This is a genomic window from Amycolatopsis pretoriensis, from assembly GCF_900107925.1.
Taxonomy (GTDB): Bacteria; Actinomycetota; Actinomycetes; order Mycobacteriales; family Pseudonocardiaceae; genus Amycolatopsis; species Amycolatopsis pretoriensis.
Map to the genome: position 1 here is coordinate 151,085 of NZ_FNUJ01000010.1, position 15,831 is coordinate 166,915.

Consider the following 15,831-nt stretch of genomic DNA (forward strand, 5'->3'; position numbering starts at 1 on the left):
GCACTCCACCGCTGTAGCAAGCCAGCACTCATGGTCGTCTTGATCGATCGTAGGTCGGCGCACGGCACGGCCGGATCCCCTGAAAACCCGCCTAGGGGCAGGGAAATCCGTCGCCGCGCCGCCGCCGGGGACTCGCGCCGTTACCAGGCGACGCGCAGGAGCGACGGCCCCCGCACGATGACGCCGTACTCCCACTTCACGCCCTCGCGGCCGTCCGCGAGCCGCAGGTCGGGGAACCGCGCCAGGATCGCCTTCAGCGCTTCCTGCAGTTCGAGCCGCGCCAGCTGCGCGCCGATGCAGTGGTGCGGGCCGTGCCCGAACGCCACGTGCGGGTTGGGGCTGCGCGTGAGGTCGATGCGGTCCGGGTCGGCGAACACCTCGGGGTCGCGGTTGGCCGCGTGCAGGGCCGGCAGCACCGGGTCGCCCGCGCGCACCACGACGTCGCCGAAGCGGATGTCCTCGGTGGCGTAGCGCGCGAACATCGCGGCGGTGTTGATCGGCACGTACCGCAGCAGCTCCTCGACGGCCGTCGGCATCAGGTCCGGGTTCTCCCGCAGCTGCGCCAGCAGCTCGGGCTGCGTGAGCAAGGTGAAGATGAAGCTGGGCAGCGCCGTGGAAACGGTCTCCACCCCACCGGTGAGCAGGCCGGCGCCGGCGATCGCGATCAGCTCCTGCTCGGTCAGCTTGTCGCCGGCGTCGCGGGCGTAGACGAGCGCGCCGAGCAGGTCGTCGGTCGGCTCCTCCCGCCGCTGGGCCACCAGTCCGGCCACGTACTCGTCGAGCTTGTCGCCGTAGACGTCGAGCACGTCGCTCTTCGCCGTCGCGTCGCTGACGAGGGCCTGGGTCCACTCGCTGAAGATCTTGTGGTCTTCCTTCGGCACCCCGAGCAGGTCGCAGATCACGGTGACCGGCAGCGGCCGCGCGAGCTCTTCGACGAGGTCCGCGCTGTCGCCGTGGGCCTGCATGGCGTCCAGCAGCTCGTTGACCAGGTCGTGCACGCCCTCGCGCATCGCCTCCAGGCGGCGCGCGGTGAACGCCTTGCTCACCAGGCGGCGCAGCCGGGAGTGGTCCGGCGGGTCCATCCCCATGATGCCGTCGCCCATCTGCTGGCGGCGCATCCGCGGCTGGTCGAGGCCCTGCGCGAGCTCCCGGCTGAACCGCGGATCGGTCGTCACCAGCTTGACGTCGGCGTACTTCGTCGCCAGCCAGGCCGGTTCGCCGAAGGGCATCTGCACCCGGCTCAGCGGCTCTTCGCGCTGCAGGATGTGGTACTGCTCGGAAACGGAGATCTCGTGCATGTCGAACGGATACGCACGGACAGTCCGGCGTGAACTCGTCACGACTCGCCCCCAATCGCTCTCATCGGTTGTTCCAGCGCCTCGGCGTCGAAGGCGTTCTGGACGTGGGAAAGCGCCGACATCAGCGTCGACGAGGTGATCCGGTCGGCGTGGCGGCGTTCCACCACGCGGTGCAGCGGCAGCGACCCGAGCTCCGACCAGCCGAGCCGGCCCGCCGGGTCGAGGAAGCTGCGCGCCTGCCCGGCGTTGTCCGGGTGCAGGCAGTACGGGACGTCGAGCAGGCCGCGCTTGAACGCGACGACGATCGCGCGGCCGAGGTCGGCGTGGCTGTTCAGCACGGCGTCGACGAGCGCGTACGCCTCGCGGTAGACCTGGTTGTCCGGCTCCACCACGGCCTTTTCGGTGACCGCCCGTGCCGCCGCGCCCGCGTGCTCCAGCGCCGAGACGTTCTCGGCGACGGTCGGGATCCGGTGCGCCTCCGCGGTCGTCTTGACGATCAGCCGTTCCGACCCGGTCGTCACGGCCAGCTCGGCCGCCCGGCCGAGCAGGCTCCGGGCGCCGTCCGACGTCCGCGGGAACAGGCCCATGTAGGCGTAGATCACGACGTGCCAGGTGGCGTCGGGCAGCAGCTCGGCGCACAGCCGGCGCAGCGCGGACACCGCCTCCTGGTCCTGCGCCATGCTCGTCTGCTGCGCGTAGCTCACCGAGATGCTGCGAACACCCTTGCGGTAGAAGAACAACGCCTCCAGCACCGAGAGCGCCACCAGCTCGCTCGGCGGGCACAGCTGGCCCATCATGCAGCCGCCGAAGGTCTCCAGGTGCGGGCGACCGCCCGGGTGCTCGGCGTCCAAGAGCAGGTCGCAGCAGTGGGCCCAGTTGCGCACGGACTCGTCCAGCGGCGTGCGGCTGTAGGGCAGGCAGTAGGAGACCGGGCCGCCCTCGGTGGCGTGCAGGCCGGCGGCGATCATGGCGCGGAAGATGTCCGCCGGCCGCGCCGACCCGTGACGCACCTGCACCGGGAACTCCGGTCCCTCGAGACCGTCGAGCATCGCGCGGGTGACCCCCGGCGGGTGGTTGACGATCGGGTAGCCGTTGAGCGCGATCCCGTTGCGCAGCGCGTGCGCGACGGAAGCGGTGTCGCAGACGCGGGTGTAGCTGTCGAGCGTCACCGTGCCGACGGTCGCCGCGGCCGCGTTCCTGGTCGCGGCCAGCCCGGCCCGCATGACGGCCGGGTCCGCGAACCCCATGCGGGGCTGCACGACGAGCTCGCCGGCGGCGTGCCGTCGCGCGACGAACTCTTCGAAGCTCATGCCGCCTCCGCGGGGAAGAGCACGTCGGCGGTGCTCACGCCTCCACCTGGGTCACGCCCGCCGACAGCGTCGCGGCGAATCGGCGGAAGGATCCCGCGCCCTGCTGGTCGTCGAAGACCGCGTCGAACCCGGCGAGCAGCAGCTGCGCGGTCTCCTCCGCGGTCAGCGCCCCGCCGACGCCGAGCTTGCCGCCGATCACCACCGGCAGCGCGCGCAGCTCCGGAAGAGCGCGGATCCGCTGGATCACGCGCAGGCCGTCCTGGTGGCCGTGGCCGTTGACGCTGCTCAGCACGAGCATCGCCGGCCGGCGGCTCAGGCACTCCGACTCCAGCAGCTCGTCCGGCACGCAGGCGCCGAGGTTCACGACGTCGAAGCCGAGCTCGCCGACGAGCAGCTGGAGGTAGACGAGGTTCCAGGTGTGGGAGTCCGACGCCATGCTGCTGACGATCACCGTCCGCCGCGGCGGTTCGGTGACGATCCCGGTCCCGTAGGCACGCAGTTCTTCCGTCATGGGGAAACCTCGTAGACTCGCTGGTAGTCCAACCGCGACACCGAGACGACGTCGTCGCCGCGCACCACGACCTCCACCGGCGTGGGCCGGCCGAGGAAGCTGATCAGGCTCGCGGTGACGCCGTAGGCGCCGACGTTCGGCACGGTGACGACGTCGCCGGAAGCCAGCTCGGGCAGCTTCGCCGCCTTGGCGAGCGAGTCCCCGGGAGTACACAGTGGACCGACGAGGCTGCCGACCGCGTCACCGGTTTCCTCGACCCCGACGGCCGCCGGCAGCAGCCGGCCGATCCCGGAAAGGCCGCCGACGACGTTGATCCCGGCGTCGAGGACGACGAACCGGCTGCCGCGGCTTTCCTTGACGTTGACCACGCCCGCCAGCAGCGAACCGCAGCTGCCGGAGAGGTAGCGGCCCGATTCGCAGGCCAGTTCGATCCCGCCGTCACGCCACTCGGGCAGGTGCAGGTCGAGGAGCGTTTCGAGGCCCGAGCGCAGCTTCGGGTAGTCGGTGCGCGGGCCGGGCACCGCGTACGGCGAGGAGAAGCCGCCGCCGATGTCCAGGACCTCCAGGGGCAGGCCGACTTCGTCGCGCAGCCGCGCGGCCGAGGTGAGCACGAACTCGTACTCGCCGAGCAGCGCGTCCTCGTCCTGGGCGTTGCTCATGGTGAAGAAGTGCGCGCCGACGACCCGTGCGCCCGGCACCGCCTTCAGCGCGGGCATGATCTCGGGCAGCGTCTCGGCGTCGATGCCGAACTGCGACGGGCGGCCCATCATCCGGATTCCGGTGCCACCGCTGCTCGCGGTCGTGTTGACGCGCAGCAACGCGGACGCGGTGACGCCGTGCTTTTCGGCGGCGGCACCGACGTGCTGGAGGTCGGTCAGCGACTCGACGGAGAACAGCCGGACGCCGGTGGCGATCGCGTACTCCAGCTCGGCGTTCGTCTTCCCCGGTCCGGTGTAGAGGATCCCGGCCGGGTCGAACCCGGCCTGGAGGGCGTTGGCCAGTTCGCCGGTCGAGCTGATCTCGGCGCGGCAACCGCCGCGGCGCAGCTCACGCGCGATTTCGGGGTGGGGGTTGGACTTCAGCGCGTAGAACAGCTGGAAGCCTTCGGGCAGCATGCCGAACAGCTGGTCGCGCGACTCGGCGACGACGTCGAGGTCGTAGACGTAGGCGGGCGTGCCGTATTCGGCGGCGAGGTCGCGGCTCATTTGCGGGCGCCTTCCACGAGCAGGGCGAGTTCCTTGGTGGCGTTCTTCCCGTGCGCCGTGAGCGGGAACTCTTCGACGACGTGGCACAGCGACGGGACCTTCTGCGGCTCGAGGCGCTTGGCCAGCTCGCGCAGCACGGTCGTCGGCGGCAGGTCGGTCTCGACGCAGATGGCGAGGTCCCGCGTCTCGCTCGGCGGGATCGCCCCCGCCGCGCGGACGCCGGGGATGTCCATCGCGGCGGCTTCGATTTCCAAAGTGGACATCCGGATGCCCTTGCGCTTGAACATGTCGTCGCGGCGGCCCTCGAAGTAGAGGTAGCCGTCGGCGTCGAGGCGGCCGTAGTCACCGGTGTGCAGGCGCGGCTCGCCGGTGGTCTCGTCGCGGCGGAACGCGCGGGCCGAGATCTCGGGCGCCCGCCAGTAGCCGGGCATGACGTGCGGGCCGGCGGCGACGATCTCACCGATGTCCCCGGCGGGCAGCTCGGTCCCGTCGGCGGCGAGGATCAGCACGGAGGTGCCCGGCAGCGGCAGCCCGGACGAACCGGGGCGCTCGGTGTCCTCGTCGGGGGGCATGATCGTGATGCGTTTGCATTCGGTCTGGCCGAACTGGCGGACGACCTTGACCCCGGGGAACGCGTTGCGGAGCTGCGCGATGGTGGTGTCGGGCAGAGCCGCGCCGGTGTTGGTGAACAGGCGCACGGGCGCGGCCGGTTCGTCGTCCCGCGCGGCGAGGGTGGCGATCATGGTGGCCAGCGACGGGACGATCGGCACGACGGTGGCGCCGACCTCACGCATCCGCTGCAGCAGCCGCAGGTCCGCTTCGGCGTCGGCGAGCACGATCTCGCTGCGGCCGAGCGTGCTCAGGAGAACCTTGTAGAGGCCGTAGTCCCAGGACATCGGGAACCGGCAGAAGACGACGTCGTCGGAGCGGTAGCCGAGGACCTCCTGGATGGCGCGGGAGGCGAAGGTGACCTGGCGGTGCGGCCCGATCACGCCCTTGGGGGCGGCGGTGCTGCCGGAGGTGTAGACCAGGACGGCGATGTCGTCCTCGGTTGTATTGGCGGCTTCGGCTTTGTGGCCCAGCGTTTCCTGTACTTCCGTCCAAAAGGGACCGAAGTTCTCCGGCGTCAGCACGAGAACGGGTTCGGCGTTGGCCACGACGGAGTCGAAGTGGAACTTCTTCATCGCCGGGTTGATCGGCACGAAAACCGCACCACGGCGGGAAGTCCCGTAGAAGAGCGCGACGAGCGCCCGATCGGTGGGCAGCTGCACGACAACGCGATCGGCGGGCGCGACCCCCCGGCGGGCGAGCACCACGGCGACGGCGTGGCTCCACGCCTCGAGCTCACCGTAGGTCCAGGCACCGGCACGGTCCCGGACGGCCGACGCCCCGGCCGCATCGGCCGCCGCGGCATCGAGCAGAGAATGGACCAGAGAATCGTTCACGACTGCCACTCCGTAGGACTCGAAGGATGACCGGGCCGGCGTGGAAGACACACCTGGAGACCTACGGAAAGCTATCCGCGCCGACCTGCGGATCCACACCCCTAACGGCCCCTAACCCCCGCCCACCGGGGCCACCCGGCCCCCGCCCCGGAAACGCATGAACGACTCGTTCATCGCGTCCGATGCGATGAACGAGTCGTTCATGACCTCCGCCCGCGACCCGGCCGCCGATCCCCGGGCACGCCAAAGCGGCAGACCGCGTCAGGCGACTGGCGCCAGAATCTCCGCCGCCCGGGCCGCCAAGGTCTTTCGGTCGATCTTGCGGTTCGAGTTCAGCGGGAACTCCGCCACGTGCCGGTAGTGCCGCGGGATGACCCCCTCCGGTAGCACCGCCCGCAGCGCGCGCACCATCTCCAGCACCGGCCGCTCGCCGCCGGTGTAGAACACGAACAGCTCCGTCCCCGCGTCGCCCGCCACGCCCAGCGCCACCGCGTCCTGGATGCCGCAGTCGCGCAGGGCGTGCTCGACCTCCGTCAGCTCGATGCGCCAGCCCAGCACCTGCACCTGGGAATCGAGCCGCCCCAGGTACGCCAGCCCGTCGGGCAGCCGCCGCACGCGATCCCCCGTGCGGTAGAAGCGCTTGCCGTCGCGCTCCAGGAACCGGCCCTTTTCGTCGGCCGGGTCGAGGTAGCCCGGCGTCATCTGCGGACCCGCGATGCAGAGCTCGCCCTCGTCCGGATCGTCACCCAGCAGGACGTGGTCGTGGCCCGCGTGCACCTCGCCGATCGGCACCACTCCGTTGATCGCCACCTGCGGCGTCGAGACGTCGTCCCAGCGGTAGCCCGACACCGTGATGGTCAGCTCGGTGGGCCCGTACAGGTTCTCGATCAGGGACGACGACGCCGCGGCCCGCCAGTCCGCCGTGTCGCGGACCGTCAGCGCCTCGCCCGCGAAGAAGCTCCACCGCAGCCCGGGCAGGGCACCCGGGGTCAGGCCGCCGGTGCGGCGGACCAGGTCGATCGCGCTCGGCGTGGAGAACCACACCGTGAGCCCGCGCTCGGCCGCGAACCGCGGCAGGTTGCGGTACGCCCCGCCCGGCAGCACCACCGCCGGCGCCCCCGCGCCCCACGCGCAGAACAGGTCGAACATCGCGCAGTCGAAGTTCAGGTCGAACGTCTGCGAGAAGACGTCGTCCGGGGTGAAGTCGTACCGGGCGTCGAGCAGGCCGAAGTAGTGCTCGACCGCCGCGTGCCCGATCCGGACGCCCTTGGGCCGCCCGGTCGAACCCGACGTGAACAGCACGTACGCGGTATCCGACGAAGGCGCCAGCGGGGCCGTCAAAGCCTGCGAAGCCGCGGTCGAGCCGAGCACCGGAACGCCCTCCGGCGCCACCGCGCGACCCCGCTCGTCCGCGACGAGCACGTCGATGCCGGCCGCCGAGACCATCTGGGCGGTCCGCGCCGCGGGGAAGTCCGGACGCAGCGGGACGATCGTCGCGCCGGCGTACAGCCCGGCCAGGATCCCCGCGTACGCCGTGACCCCCTTGCCCGCTAGGACCCCTACGGTGCGGGCGCCGGCTTCTGCCAGCGCACCGCCCCAGAGGAGGGCCAGGTCGTTCAGCCGCTCGTAGGTCAGTACCTCGTCGCCCACGTGGACGGCCACGCCGCCGCCGGAACGTTCGAGGCCGCGCAGGAACCGCGTGTGCAGCCCGCTGGTGAGACCGGTGTCCATCGTGATCCTCCGCGTGAATAGGGGTGCCGATGCGTCGATCCGGGACGGAGACGCGCGGTAGAGTCCAAAACCGAACCGGGCGGTCGGTTTCCTCTCGGTAGATCCCAACCTAGCGATCCGGAGTAGCCATGTGGGACAGCACTTTTGACGAGACGCTTCGCACGTTCCTCCCCTTCCTGCCCGCCGAGGAGGCACTGACCGAAGAGACCCCGCTCCGCGAGTACGGGCTGGACTCGCTCGCCACCGTGGAGCTGCTCTCCGTGCTGGAGCAGAGCTACAACGTGCGGTTCGAGGACGACGCCCTGAACCTGGAGACCTTCGAGAACCCCGGCCGGCTGTGGACCACGCTGTCCGCGCTGCAGCCCGCTAGCTGACCCGCGACGGTCCTGCGCCCCGGCGGCGGGGCTGCAGGGCCATGCGCGGGTTGACCGTCACGACCTCGAACCGGCTCGTGGTGACGCGGACGCGCCCGAACAGCGTGTCCGGTCCGGCCACCCAGAGCTTGCCCACGCCGAGCTCGGCCAGCGACGTCACGACGTCCGGCCAGCGCAGCGGCTTCACGATGCTGTCGAGCAGCATCGTGCGGACCTGCTCGCCGGTGCGCAGGACCTCGCCGTCCTGGTCGGCCACGATCGGCAGCAGCGGGTCGTGGAAGGTCAGGTCGCCGATCACCTCGTCCTCCGCCTTGCGACGCAGCGCGCCGAACGCGCGCGAGTGCAACGGCGGGCGCATCGTGTAGAGCGACAGCCCGCCCATGCTCCGCACCGTCTGCTTGAGCCAGTCGAGGTTCTTTTCGCGCAGAGAGACCATGTAGAAGTCGTGATCGATGTAGCACGAGATGTCGAACCACTCGCCCCGGCCGTCCAGTTCGGACAGTGCGTCCGTGAGCTTCTCCTCCGAGGTGCGGACGAACGAGTGCGTCACGACGTCGGTGTACTCGGTCGCGAAGAATTCGGTGAGGCAGCGGGCGAGCTCCGCGGTCATCCACACCGCGTCCGGGAAGGTGAGGGAACCGGAGTAGACGCTGGCGGGCTTCTCACCGAAGCTCGGCCCGGCGCAGCAGTCGGGGCTCATCCCGTGCTCCTGCTCGGCCCATTCGGCCAGCGCGACGCAGGTGAGCATGAAGCCGACCTGGGCGTACTCGGAGTAGTCGCCCTCGGTCTCGCGGAAGCGGTCGATCAGCGAGTAGCCCAGCCGGTCGTTCGCCTCCGCGATCAGCCGTCGGGCGAAGGGGTTGATGAGCAGGAACTTGCCGAAGTCGGCGAAGCGGCACGGGCTCATGCCGGGGAAGACGACCGCCGACCCCGGCCGGATGGCCTCATCCATGGCTGACGACCTCTCGTGCGGTGGCCCGGTGCCCGGGCGTGGTGGGGTGGACGTCCTGCAGGAAGCCCAGCAGGACTTCGCGGAACCGCTCGGGCTCCTCGAGGTGCGGGACGTGGCTGGAGTCTTCGAAGATCTCCCAGCGCACGTCGTGGATCCGGTCGAAGTACGGCTGGACCGTCACGGGCGTGGCCTCGTCGTGGCGCCCGGTCACGAGCAGGGTCGGCGCTTCGATGTCGTCCAGGTGGTCGATCACCGAGTAGTCCTTGAGCGTGCCGGTGACCGTGAACTCGCTCGGGCCGTTCATCGTCGCGTAGACGGTGTTGTCGTCGGCCATCTCCATGAACGACGCCAGGTAGTCGGCGGGCCACGGCAGTACGCGGCAGACGTGCCGGTCGTAGAACGCGCGCATCAGCTCGAAGTACTCCGGCGCGTCGGTGGTGCCGTCGGCCTCGTGCTTGCGCAGCGCGGCGTCCACGCCGGGCGGGAGCTGCGCGCGCAGCACGTCCATCTCCTGGCGCCACAGCGGGTACGACGCCGGCGAGTCGGCGATCACCAGCCCGCGCAGGCCCTCCGGCCGCTGCGCCGCGTGCCGCGCGACGACCAGGCCGCCCCACGACTGTCCGAACAGGACGTAGTTGTCCTCGACGCCCAGCTGGTGCACCAGGTTGTCCAGCTCGTCGCCGAACAGCTCCGGGGTCCAGAAGTCCGCACCCTTGCCCGGCAGCCGCGTCGAACCGCCGCTGCCCAGCTGGTCGTAGTGCACCACCGGGTACCCGTGCTCGGCGAGCGAGCAGAGGTTCAGCAGGTAGTCGTGCGTGCTCCCCGGACCGCCGTGCACCACGACGACGGCCGGCAGCTCGCTCCCGGCGGCTCCGGTGACCCGGTACCAGGTGCGGTACCCGCCGAAGGGAACCCAGCCCTTCACGATGGGTGCCACGGCCATGCTCATTCACCTCGTCCGTTTCCCTCGCGTCCGGCTTCTGCGCGGCCGGAACCACCTTCATGTCTAGCCGGTGCGCGAGCGCGGTCACCAGCCCCTAAGGGGCGTCTAAAGCCGAGCTAAGTGCCAGGGACCTCTTTAACGCACCGCAGTTCCCGAGCGAAAGGTTTCCGCGCGGGAACAGGGGTTCCGGACCCCTACGGCCGCATTGCCGGGTCTGCCCCGGCGCCCGCCGCGCTTACCGTTTCCCCAGCAGCAGTGTTTCCCGGACCCCGGCATCGGAGAGTGCGTTGTGCGCGTCATGGTGATGGTCTTCCCGACGAGGACGCACGTCTACAGCATGGCCCCGGTCGGCTGGGCGCTGGCCGCGGCCGGGCACGAGGTGCGGTTCGTCGGCCAGCGCAATCCCCGTGAGGTCCTGCCGTTCGCCGAAACCGGCCTCGACGCGATGTGGTTCGGCGAGGACCTCGACATCGCCCAGCACCGGCGGCTCAGCGCCGGCGGCGACGACGAAACCCTGCACGGCAAGCACCAGCTGTCCGAAAGCCGTCCGGAGCGCTACACCGAGGAGTACGTGCGCACCGTCTACGAAGGCTGGGTCGACGTCTTCCGCTGGAACTCCCCGGAACCGCTGCTCAACGAGCTCGTCCGGTTCGCCCGGCAGTGGCAGCCGGACCTCGTCCTGTGGGACCCGCTGGTCTACACGGCGCCGATCGTCGCGCAGGCGGTCGGTGTCCCGCACCTGCGGATGATGTACGCGGCCGACCAGACGGCGCGGATCGGCGCCCAGTACCGGGACCTGCGCGCGAGCAGGCCCGAAGACACCAGCCCGGACCCGTTCGTCGAGTGGATGTCGGCCGAGGTGGGCCGCTACGGCGCGGAGTACGACGACAACTTGCGCTACGGCGTCAAGACCATCGACTCCCACCCGTCCTACCTCCGCTACGACGGCGTCGACGTCGACTACCTCCCGGCGCGCTTCGTGCCGTTGAACAAGCCGATGGCGCTGCCGCGCTGGGTGGTCGAACCGCCGTCGCGCCCGCGCGTGATGCTGACCCTCGGCATCTCCAACCGGCAGACGCTCGGTGAGGAGGAGACGTCGGTTTCCGCGCTGCTCGACGGCCTGTCCGACCTCGACGTCGAAGTGATCGCGACGCTCAACGCCGAGCAGCTCGCGTCGGTGGACAAGGTCCCGGACAACGTCCGCGCGGTGGACTTCGTGCCGATGTACGAGCTCCTCGCGAGCTGCTCGGCCATCGTGCACCAGGGCGGCGGCGCGACGATCGGCAACGCGGTCGTCAACGGCGTCCCCCAGCTCGTGATCCCGGGCACCACGTGGAGCGAGCGGATCTCCGCGCTCGCCCAGGAAAAGCGCGGCAACGGCCTGATGGTGGACCTCGAGGACGTCACGCCGGACACCATCCGAAGCGGACTCCAGCGGCTGCTGGAGGAACCGTCCTTCCGCGACAGCGCACTCGAGGTCCGCGACGAGATGCTGGCCACGCCGACGCTCGACGACCTCGTGCCGGAGCTCGAGCGGATCGCGCGATGCCGGTGACCCAGCGGCCCCGTGTCGTCCGCACCATCGGTTTCCTCATCGCGAGCTTCCCCCTCCGGATCGCCGCGTTCGTGCTCGTGCTCGCGACGACCATCCTCGGCATCGCCACCACCATGCTGTGGATCGGCATCCCGATCCTGATCACCGCGACCTCGGTGGCCGGCGGCCTGGCCGACCTGGAACGCCGCTGGGTGAGCACCATGCTCGGCGTCGACGTCCCGGCGCCGCGCCGGCTGCCGCACGGCGCCGGGCTGCTGCAGACGTGGCAGATGCGGCTCCTGGACCCGGCCACGTGGCGCGAGCTGATCTACGCGCTGCTCGCGCTCCCGCTGGGCATCGTCGAGTTCGTGGCCGGGATCGTGTCCGTGGCCGTGCCGCCGTTCGGCATCTTCGTGGCGCCACGGATCGGGGCGTTGCACGGCGCGTTGACGCTGTCGCTGCTCGGGCCGGGCCGGACGGCGCAGCTGGAGGCCCGCACCCGGCAGCTGAAGGACTCGCGCGCCCGCGGTGTCGACGCCGTGGAGGCCGAACGCAAGCGCATCGAACGCGACCTGCACGACGGCGCGCAGCAGCGGCTGGTCGCCGTCGCGATGAGCCTGGGCCGGGCGCAGCTGAAGCTGGACGTGAACGATCCCGCCGACACGGCCGCCGTACGCGAGCTGGTCGGCGCGGCCCACGCCGACGCGAAGCTCGCCGTGTCCGAGCTGCGCGACCTCGCCCGCGGGATCTACTCGCCGGTGCTGCAGGACCGCGGCCTGGACGCCGCGCTGTCCGCGCTGACCGCGCGGATGCCGATCCACGTGGACGTCGAGGTGACGGTGGAACCCCGGCCACCCGCGCCGGTGGAGACCACGACGTACTTCATCGTCAGCGAAACCCTCACCAACATCGCCAAGCACGCGGGCGCGGACCGCGCGTCGGTGCGCGTGACCCGCGACGACGACACGGTGGTCGTCGAGATCATCGACAACGGTCACGGCGGCGCGTCCGTGCGTCCCGGTGGCGGACTGGCCGGCCTCGCCGACCGGGCCGGCACCATCGACGGTGTGCTCACCGTGGTCAGCCCGGTGGGCGGCCCCACGGTCGTGCGCGCCGACCTCCCCGTCCGCTGGTGAAATCTCCCCCAGGAGCTGCGAAATGCGTGTGGTGATCGCCGAAGACTCCGTGCTCTTGCGCGCCGGTGTGCAGAGCCTGCTCTCCGACGTGGGCATCGAGACCGCGGCCGCCGTGTCCAACGGTGACGACCTGCTCGTCGCCATCCGCGAGCACCGGCCGGACCTGGTCATCGCCGACGTGCGGATGCCCCCGACGTTCACGGACGAGGGCCTGCGCGCGGCGTTGGCCGCCCGCAAGGAGATCCCGGGCCTGCCGGTGCTGGTGGTGTCGCAGTACGTGGAGGGCAGCTACGCGGTGGACCTGATCGCGGAGGGCACGTCCGGAGTCGGTTACCTGCTGAAGGAACGCGTCGCCGACGTCGCCGACTTCCTCGAGGCCGTCCGGCGCGTGGCCGGCGGCGGCTCCGCGATCGACCCCGACGTCGTCGCGCAGATGCTGGCCCGCAGCCGCCGCGACCCGCTCGACGCCCTCACCGCCCGCGAGACGGAGGTGCTCGGGCTGATGGCCCAGGGCCTGTCGAACGCGGCCATCGCGAAGCAGCTGGTGGTCACGCAGGGCGCGGTGGAGAACCACATCAGCAACATCTTCTCGAAGCTGGGCCTGGAGGCGAGCCGCGACGAGAACCGCCGCATCCGCGCGGTCCTGACCTATTTGGACAGTACGGCCGTCCGCGCCTGACTCGCCCAGCCGCAAGTCCGTGAATGGCACATTCAGGGACGCTAAGTCCCTCAATGTGCCATTCACGGACCTTCGCTCAGCGGGAGGTGCGCCAGCTCGTCGCCGGCTGGAACGGCACGCGACGGCGCAAGCGCACTGGTGCCGGTTCCGCGGCCGCGGGCCGGGTGGCGCCGGCCGCGGCCAGGACCGCCACCAGCGCCGCCAGCTCCGTCTCGTCGGGCGCGCCACGCACGACCCGCACCACCGGGCCGTCCATCAGACCGGCGGGTTCCCGTGCTTGCGCGCCGGGAGATCGGCGTGCTTGGTGCGCAGCATCGCCAGTGACCGGATCAGCAGCGACCGCGTCTCGCCCGGCTCGATCACGTCGTCCACGAGGCCGCGCTCGGCCGCGTAGTACGGGTGCATCAGCTCGGTGCGGTACTCCTTGATCTTCTGCGCCCGCACGGTTTCCGGGTCGTCGGCCGCGGTGATTTCGCGGCGGAAGATCACGTTGGCCGCGCCCTCGGCGCCCATCACGGCGATCTCGTTCGTCGGCCACGCCAGCGAGACGTCGGTGCCGATCGAGCGTGAGTCCATCACGATGTACGCGCCGCCGTAGGCCTTGCGCAGGATCAGCTGCACCCGCGGCACGGTGGCGTTGCAGTACGCGTAGAGCAGTTTCGCGCCGTGGCGGATGATGCCGCCGTGCTCCTGGTCGACGCCGGGCAGGAAGCCGGGCACGTCGACCAGCGTCACGAGCGGGATGTTGAACGCGTCGCACGTCTGCACGAACCGCGCGGCCTTCTCGCTGGCCTCGATGTCGAGCACGCCGGCCAGGACCGCGGGCTGGTTCGCGACGATCCCGACGACGTGCCCGTCGAGGCGGGCGAGCGCGCACACGACGTTGGTCGCCCAGTCCGCGTGCACCTGGAGGAACTCGCCGTCGTCGACGATCTCCGCGATGACGGCGGTCATGTCGTACGCGCGGGCCGGGTCGACCGGGACGACGTCGAGGAGCCGGTCGGTGCGCCGGTCGGCCGGGTCGCCGGCCGGGAAGTGCGGCGGCGCCTCGTTGTTGTTGGCCGGCAGCAGGGACAGCAGGTACCGGACGTCGGCCAGGCAGGTCGCCTCGTCGTCGTAGGCGAACGCGGCGACGCCGGAGGTCGCCGCGTGCACGTCGGCGCCGCCGAGGCCGTTCTGCGTGATCTCCTCGCCCGTCACCGCCTGCACGACGTCGGGGCCGGTGATGAACATCTGCGAGGTCTCGCGGACCATGAACACGAAGTCGGTCAACGCGGGCGAGTAGGCCGCGCCGCCCGCGCACGGGCCGAGCATCACCGAAATCTGCGGGATGACCCCGGAACAGCGGGTGTTGCGGCGGAAGATGCCGCCGTACCCGGCGAGCGCCGTGACGCCCTCCTGGATCCGGGCCCCGGCGCCGTCGTTGAGCGACACCAGCGGCGCGCCCGCGGCCTCGGCGAGGTCCATCACCTTGTGGATCTTCTGGGCGTGCGCCTCGCCGAGCGCGCCGCCGAAGACCCGGAAGTCGTGCGCGTAGACGAAGACCGTCCGCCCGTCGACCGTGCCCCAGCCGCAGACGACGCCGTCGGAGTGCGGCCGGCGCTGCTCCAGGCCGAACCCGGTGGCCCGGTGCCGGCGCAGGGCCTCGAGCTCGGTGAACGAGCCCGGGTCGAGGAGCAGCTCGATCCGCTCGTGCGCGGTCAGCTTGCCGCGCTCGTGCTGCCGCCGCGTCGCCGCTTCGTCCGGCCCGCGGCGCGCCGCGTCCTTGATCTCGCGCAGTTCGACGAGCCGGTTGGCGAACGCGGCGGGTGCCTCAGACACGGGCCCCGCCCAGCTCGCCGGCCAGCCGCCCGAGGATCACGTCCTGGTGACGGGTGAGGAAGAAGTGCCCGCCGGGCAGCTCGACCAGGTCGAACCCGCCGGTGGTGTAGTCGGCCCAGGAGGCGACTTCGTCGATGGTGGCCATCGGGTCGGCGTCGCCGGTGAAGGCGACGATCGGGGTCGCGAGGGGCTCGCCCGGCGTGTCCCGGTAGGTCTCGACGGCGCGGTAGTCGTTGCGCACGACGGGCAGGATCATCCGGACGACGTCGTCGTCGCCGAGCAGGTTCATCTCGGTGCCGCTCAGCCGGCGCAGCTCGTCGATCACGCCGGCGTCGGTCCGGGTGTGCACGCTGTCGTCGCGCACCCGCGAAGGCGCGCGCCGCCCGGAGACGAACAGCCCGGCGACGGGCACCCCGGCCCGTTCGAGGCGCCGCGCCGTCTCGTAGGCGACCATCGCGCCCATGCTGTGCCCGAAGAGGGCGAGCGGGCGGTCGGTCTTGTCCCGCAGCAGGTCCGCGACGCGGTCGGCCATGGCGCCGATGCTGGTCAGGAACGGTTCGTGGCGCCGGTCCTGCCGGCCCGGGTACTGGACGGCGAGGACCTCGATGTCCGGCGCCAGCGCCTTCGCGACGGGGAAGTAGAACGTGGCCGAGCCGCCGGCGTGCGGCAGGCAGACCAGCCGCGCCTTCGCCTCGGGTGACGCGGCGAACCGGCGGAACCAGTTCTCCTCGGCGTTGCCGTCGTGGGCGACCATGTCGTCCCACCGCCTTTCGGGTCGGAGCGTCCGTCAGGCCAAGCTAGCCAGGGCGAGGGCGGCCCAACGACCCCTAACGGCCCCTAAGGCCGCCGCCGGACGCGCGCATAAAAGCCGCCATACCGGGTACGCCATTTG

At 71.1% G+C, this 15,831-nt stretch carries 15 protein-coding genes; 4 read left to right on the top strand and 11 right to left on the bottom strand.

The window, feature by feature from the left end; genetic code table 11:
* Positions 1-140 precede the first annotated feature (140 nt).
* From BLV96_RS38080 to BLV96_RS38105, 6 genes are all read right to left on the bottom strand, one after another.
* Positions 141-1,298 carry a cytochrome P450 gene (locus tag BLV96_RS38080; protein ID WP_086677951.1) on the bottom strand — a complete coding sequence of 386 codons (1,158 nt, stop codon included), beginning with the start codon at positions 1,296-1,298 and terminating at the stop codon, positions 141-143.
* A gap of 38 nt (positions 1,299-1,336) precedes the next feature.
* The gene (locus BLV96_RS38085; protein ID WP_086677952.1) at positions 1,337-2,608 is read right to left on the bottom strand and encodes a methylaspartate mutase; all 1,272 of its coding nucleotides are present in this window, start codon (positions 2,606-2,608) and stop codon (positions 1,337-1,339) included.
* Positions 2,609-2,642: 34 nt separating this feature from the next.
* A complete protein-coding gene (locus BLV96_RS38090; RefSeq protein WP_086677953.1) occupies positions 2,643-3,119 on the bottom strand; it encodes a cobalamin B12-binding domain-containing protein in 477 nt (158 codons plus the stop codon).
* Positions 3,116-4,324 (bottom strand): type III PLP-dependent enzyme domain-containing protein, encoded by a 1,209-nt coding sequence (locus tag BLV96_RS38095; protein ID WP_086677954.1) that lies wholly within the window; start codon positions 4,322-4,324, stop codon positions 3,116-3,118. Before BLV96_RS38095 ends, BLV96_RS38090 begins: the two co-directional genes overlap by 4 nt.
* Positions 4,321-5,769, bottom strand: a complete 1,449-nt coding sequence (locus BLV96_RS38100; RefSeq protein ID WP_086677955.1) for an AMP-binding protein — start codon at positions 5,767-5,769, stop codon at positions 4,321-4,323. Before BLV96_RS38100 ends, BLV96_RS38095 begins: the two co-directional genes overlap by 4 nt.
* A 261-nt stretch (positions 5,770-6,030) precedes the next feature.
* Complete coding sequence (locus BLV96_RS38105; RefSeq protein WP_086674111.1) at positions 6,031-7,500, bottom strand: AMP-binding protein; 1,470 nt, start codon at positions 7,498-7,500, stop codon at positions 6,031-6,033.
* Between the two features lie 128 nt (positions 7,501-7,628).
* Here BLV96_RS38105 and BLV96_RS38110 point away from each other — a divergent pair, with 128 nt between their 5' ends.
* Complete coding sequence (locus tag BLV96_RS38110) at positions 7,629-7,874, top strand: phosphopantetheine-binding protein (protein ID WP_086674110.1); 246 nt, start codon at positions 7,629-7,631, stop codon at positions 7,872-7,874.
* Here BLV96_RS38110 and BLV96_RS38115 read toward each other — a convergent pair.
* Both BLV96_RS38115 and BLV96_RS38120 read right to left on the bottom strand, forming a co-directional pair.
* Entirely contained in the window at positions 7,867-8,826 is a 960-nt protein-coding gene (locus BLV96_RS38115) for an ACP S-malonyltransferase (protein ID WP_086674109.1), read from the bottom strand. The two genes, BLV96_RS38110 and BLV96_RS38115, sit on opposite strands and share 8 nt — an antisense overlap.
* Positions 8,819-9,769 (bottom strand): proline iminopeptidase-family hydrolase, encoded by a 951-nt coding sequence (locus BLV96_RS38120; protein ID WP_086674108.1) that lies wholly within the window; start codon positions 9,767-9,769, stop codon positions 8,819-8,821. The genes BLV96_RS38115 and BLV96_RS38120 overlap by 8 nt, the downstream gene beginning before the upstream one ends.
* Before the next feature lie 298 nt (positions 9,770-10,067).
* Here BLV96_RS38120 and BLV96_RS38125 point away from each other — a divergent pair, with 298 nt between their 5' ends.
* The 3 genes from BLV96_RS38125 to BLV96_RS38135 are packed head-to-tail and all read left to right on the top strand — an operon-like array spanning position 10,068 to position 13,118.
* Positions 10,068-11,324 (top strand): nucleotide disphospho-sugar-binding domain-containing protein, encoded by a 1,257-nt coding sequence (locus BLV96_RS38125; RefSeq protein WP_244180819.1) that lies wholly within the window; start codon positions 10,068-10,070, stop codon positions 11,322-11,324.
* On the top strand, positions 11,315-12,439 hold the full coding sequence (locus BLV96_RS38130; protein WP_086674107.1) for a sensor histidine kinase: 1,125 nt from the start codon (positions 11,315-11,317) through the stop codon (positions 12,437-12,439). The genes BLV96_RS38125 and BLV96_RS38130 overlap by 10 nt, the downstream gene beginning before the upstream one ends.
* 22 nt (positions 12,440-12,461) lie before the next feature.
* Positions 12,462-13,118: a LuxR C-terminal-related transcriptional regulator gene (locus BLV96_RS38135; RefSeq protein ID WP_167379877.1), complete on the top strand. Its 657-nt coding sequence runs from the start codon at positions 12,462-12,464 to the stop codon at positions 13,116-13,118.
* A gap of 76 nt (positions 13,119-13,194) precedes the next feature.
* Here BLV96_RS38135 and BLV96_RS38140 read toward each other — a convergent pair whose 3' ends face one another.
* From BLV96_RS38140 to BLV96_RS38150, 3 genes are read right to left on the bottom strand one after another with little or no spacing between them, the layout of a single operon-like run.
* Positions 13,195-13,374, bottom strand: a complete 180-nt coding sequence (locus BLV96_RS38140) for an acyl-CoA carboxylase epsilon subunit (protein WP_086674106.1) — start codon at positions 13,372-13,374, stop codon at positions 13,195-13,197.
* Entirely contained in the window at positions 13,374-14,939 is a 1,566-nt protein-coding gene (locus BLV96_RS38145; RefSeq protein ID WP_086674105.1) for an acyl-CoA carboxylase subunit beta, read from the bottom strand. Before BLV96_RS38145 ends, BLV96_RS38140 begins: the two co-directional genes overlap by 1 nt.
* The gene (locus BLV96_RS38150; RefSeq protein WP_086674104.1) at positions 14,932-15,693 is read right to left on the bottom strand and encodes a thioesterase II family protein; all 762 of its coding nucleotides are present in this window, start codon (positions 15,691-15,693) and stop codon (positions 14,932-14,934) included. Before BLV96_RS38150 ends, BLV96_RS38145 begins: the two co-directional genes overlap by 8 nt.
* Between the last annotated feature and the right edge of the window lie 138 nt (positions 15,694-15,831).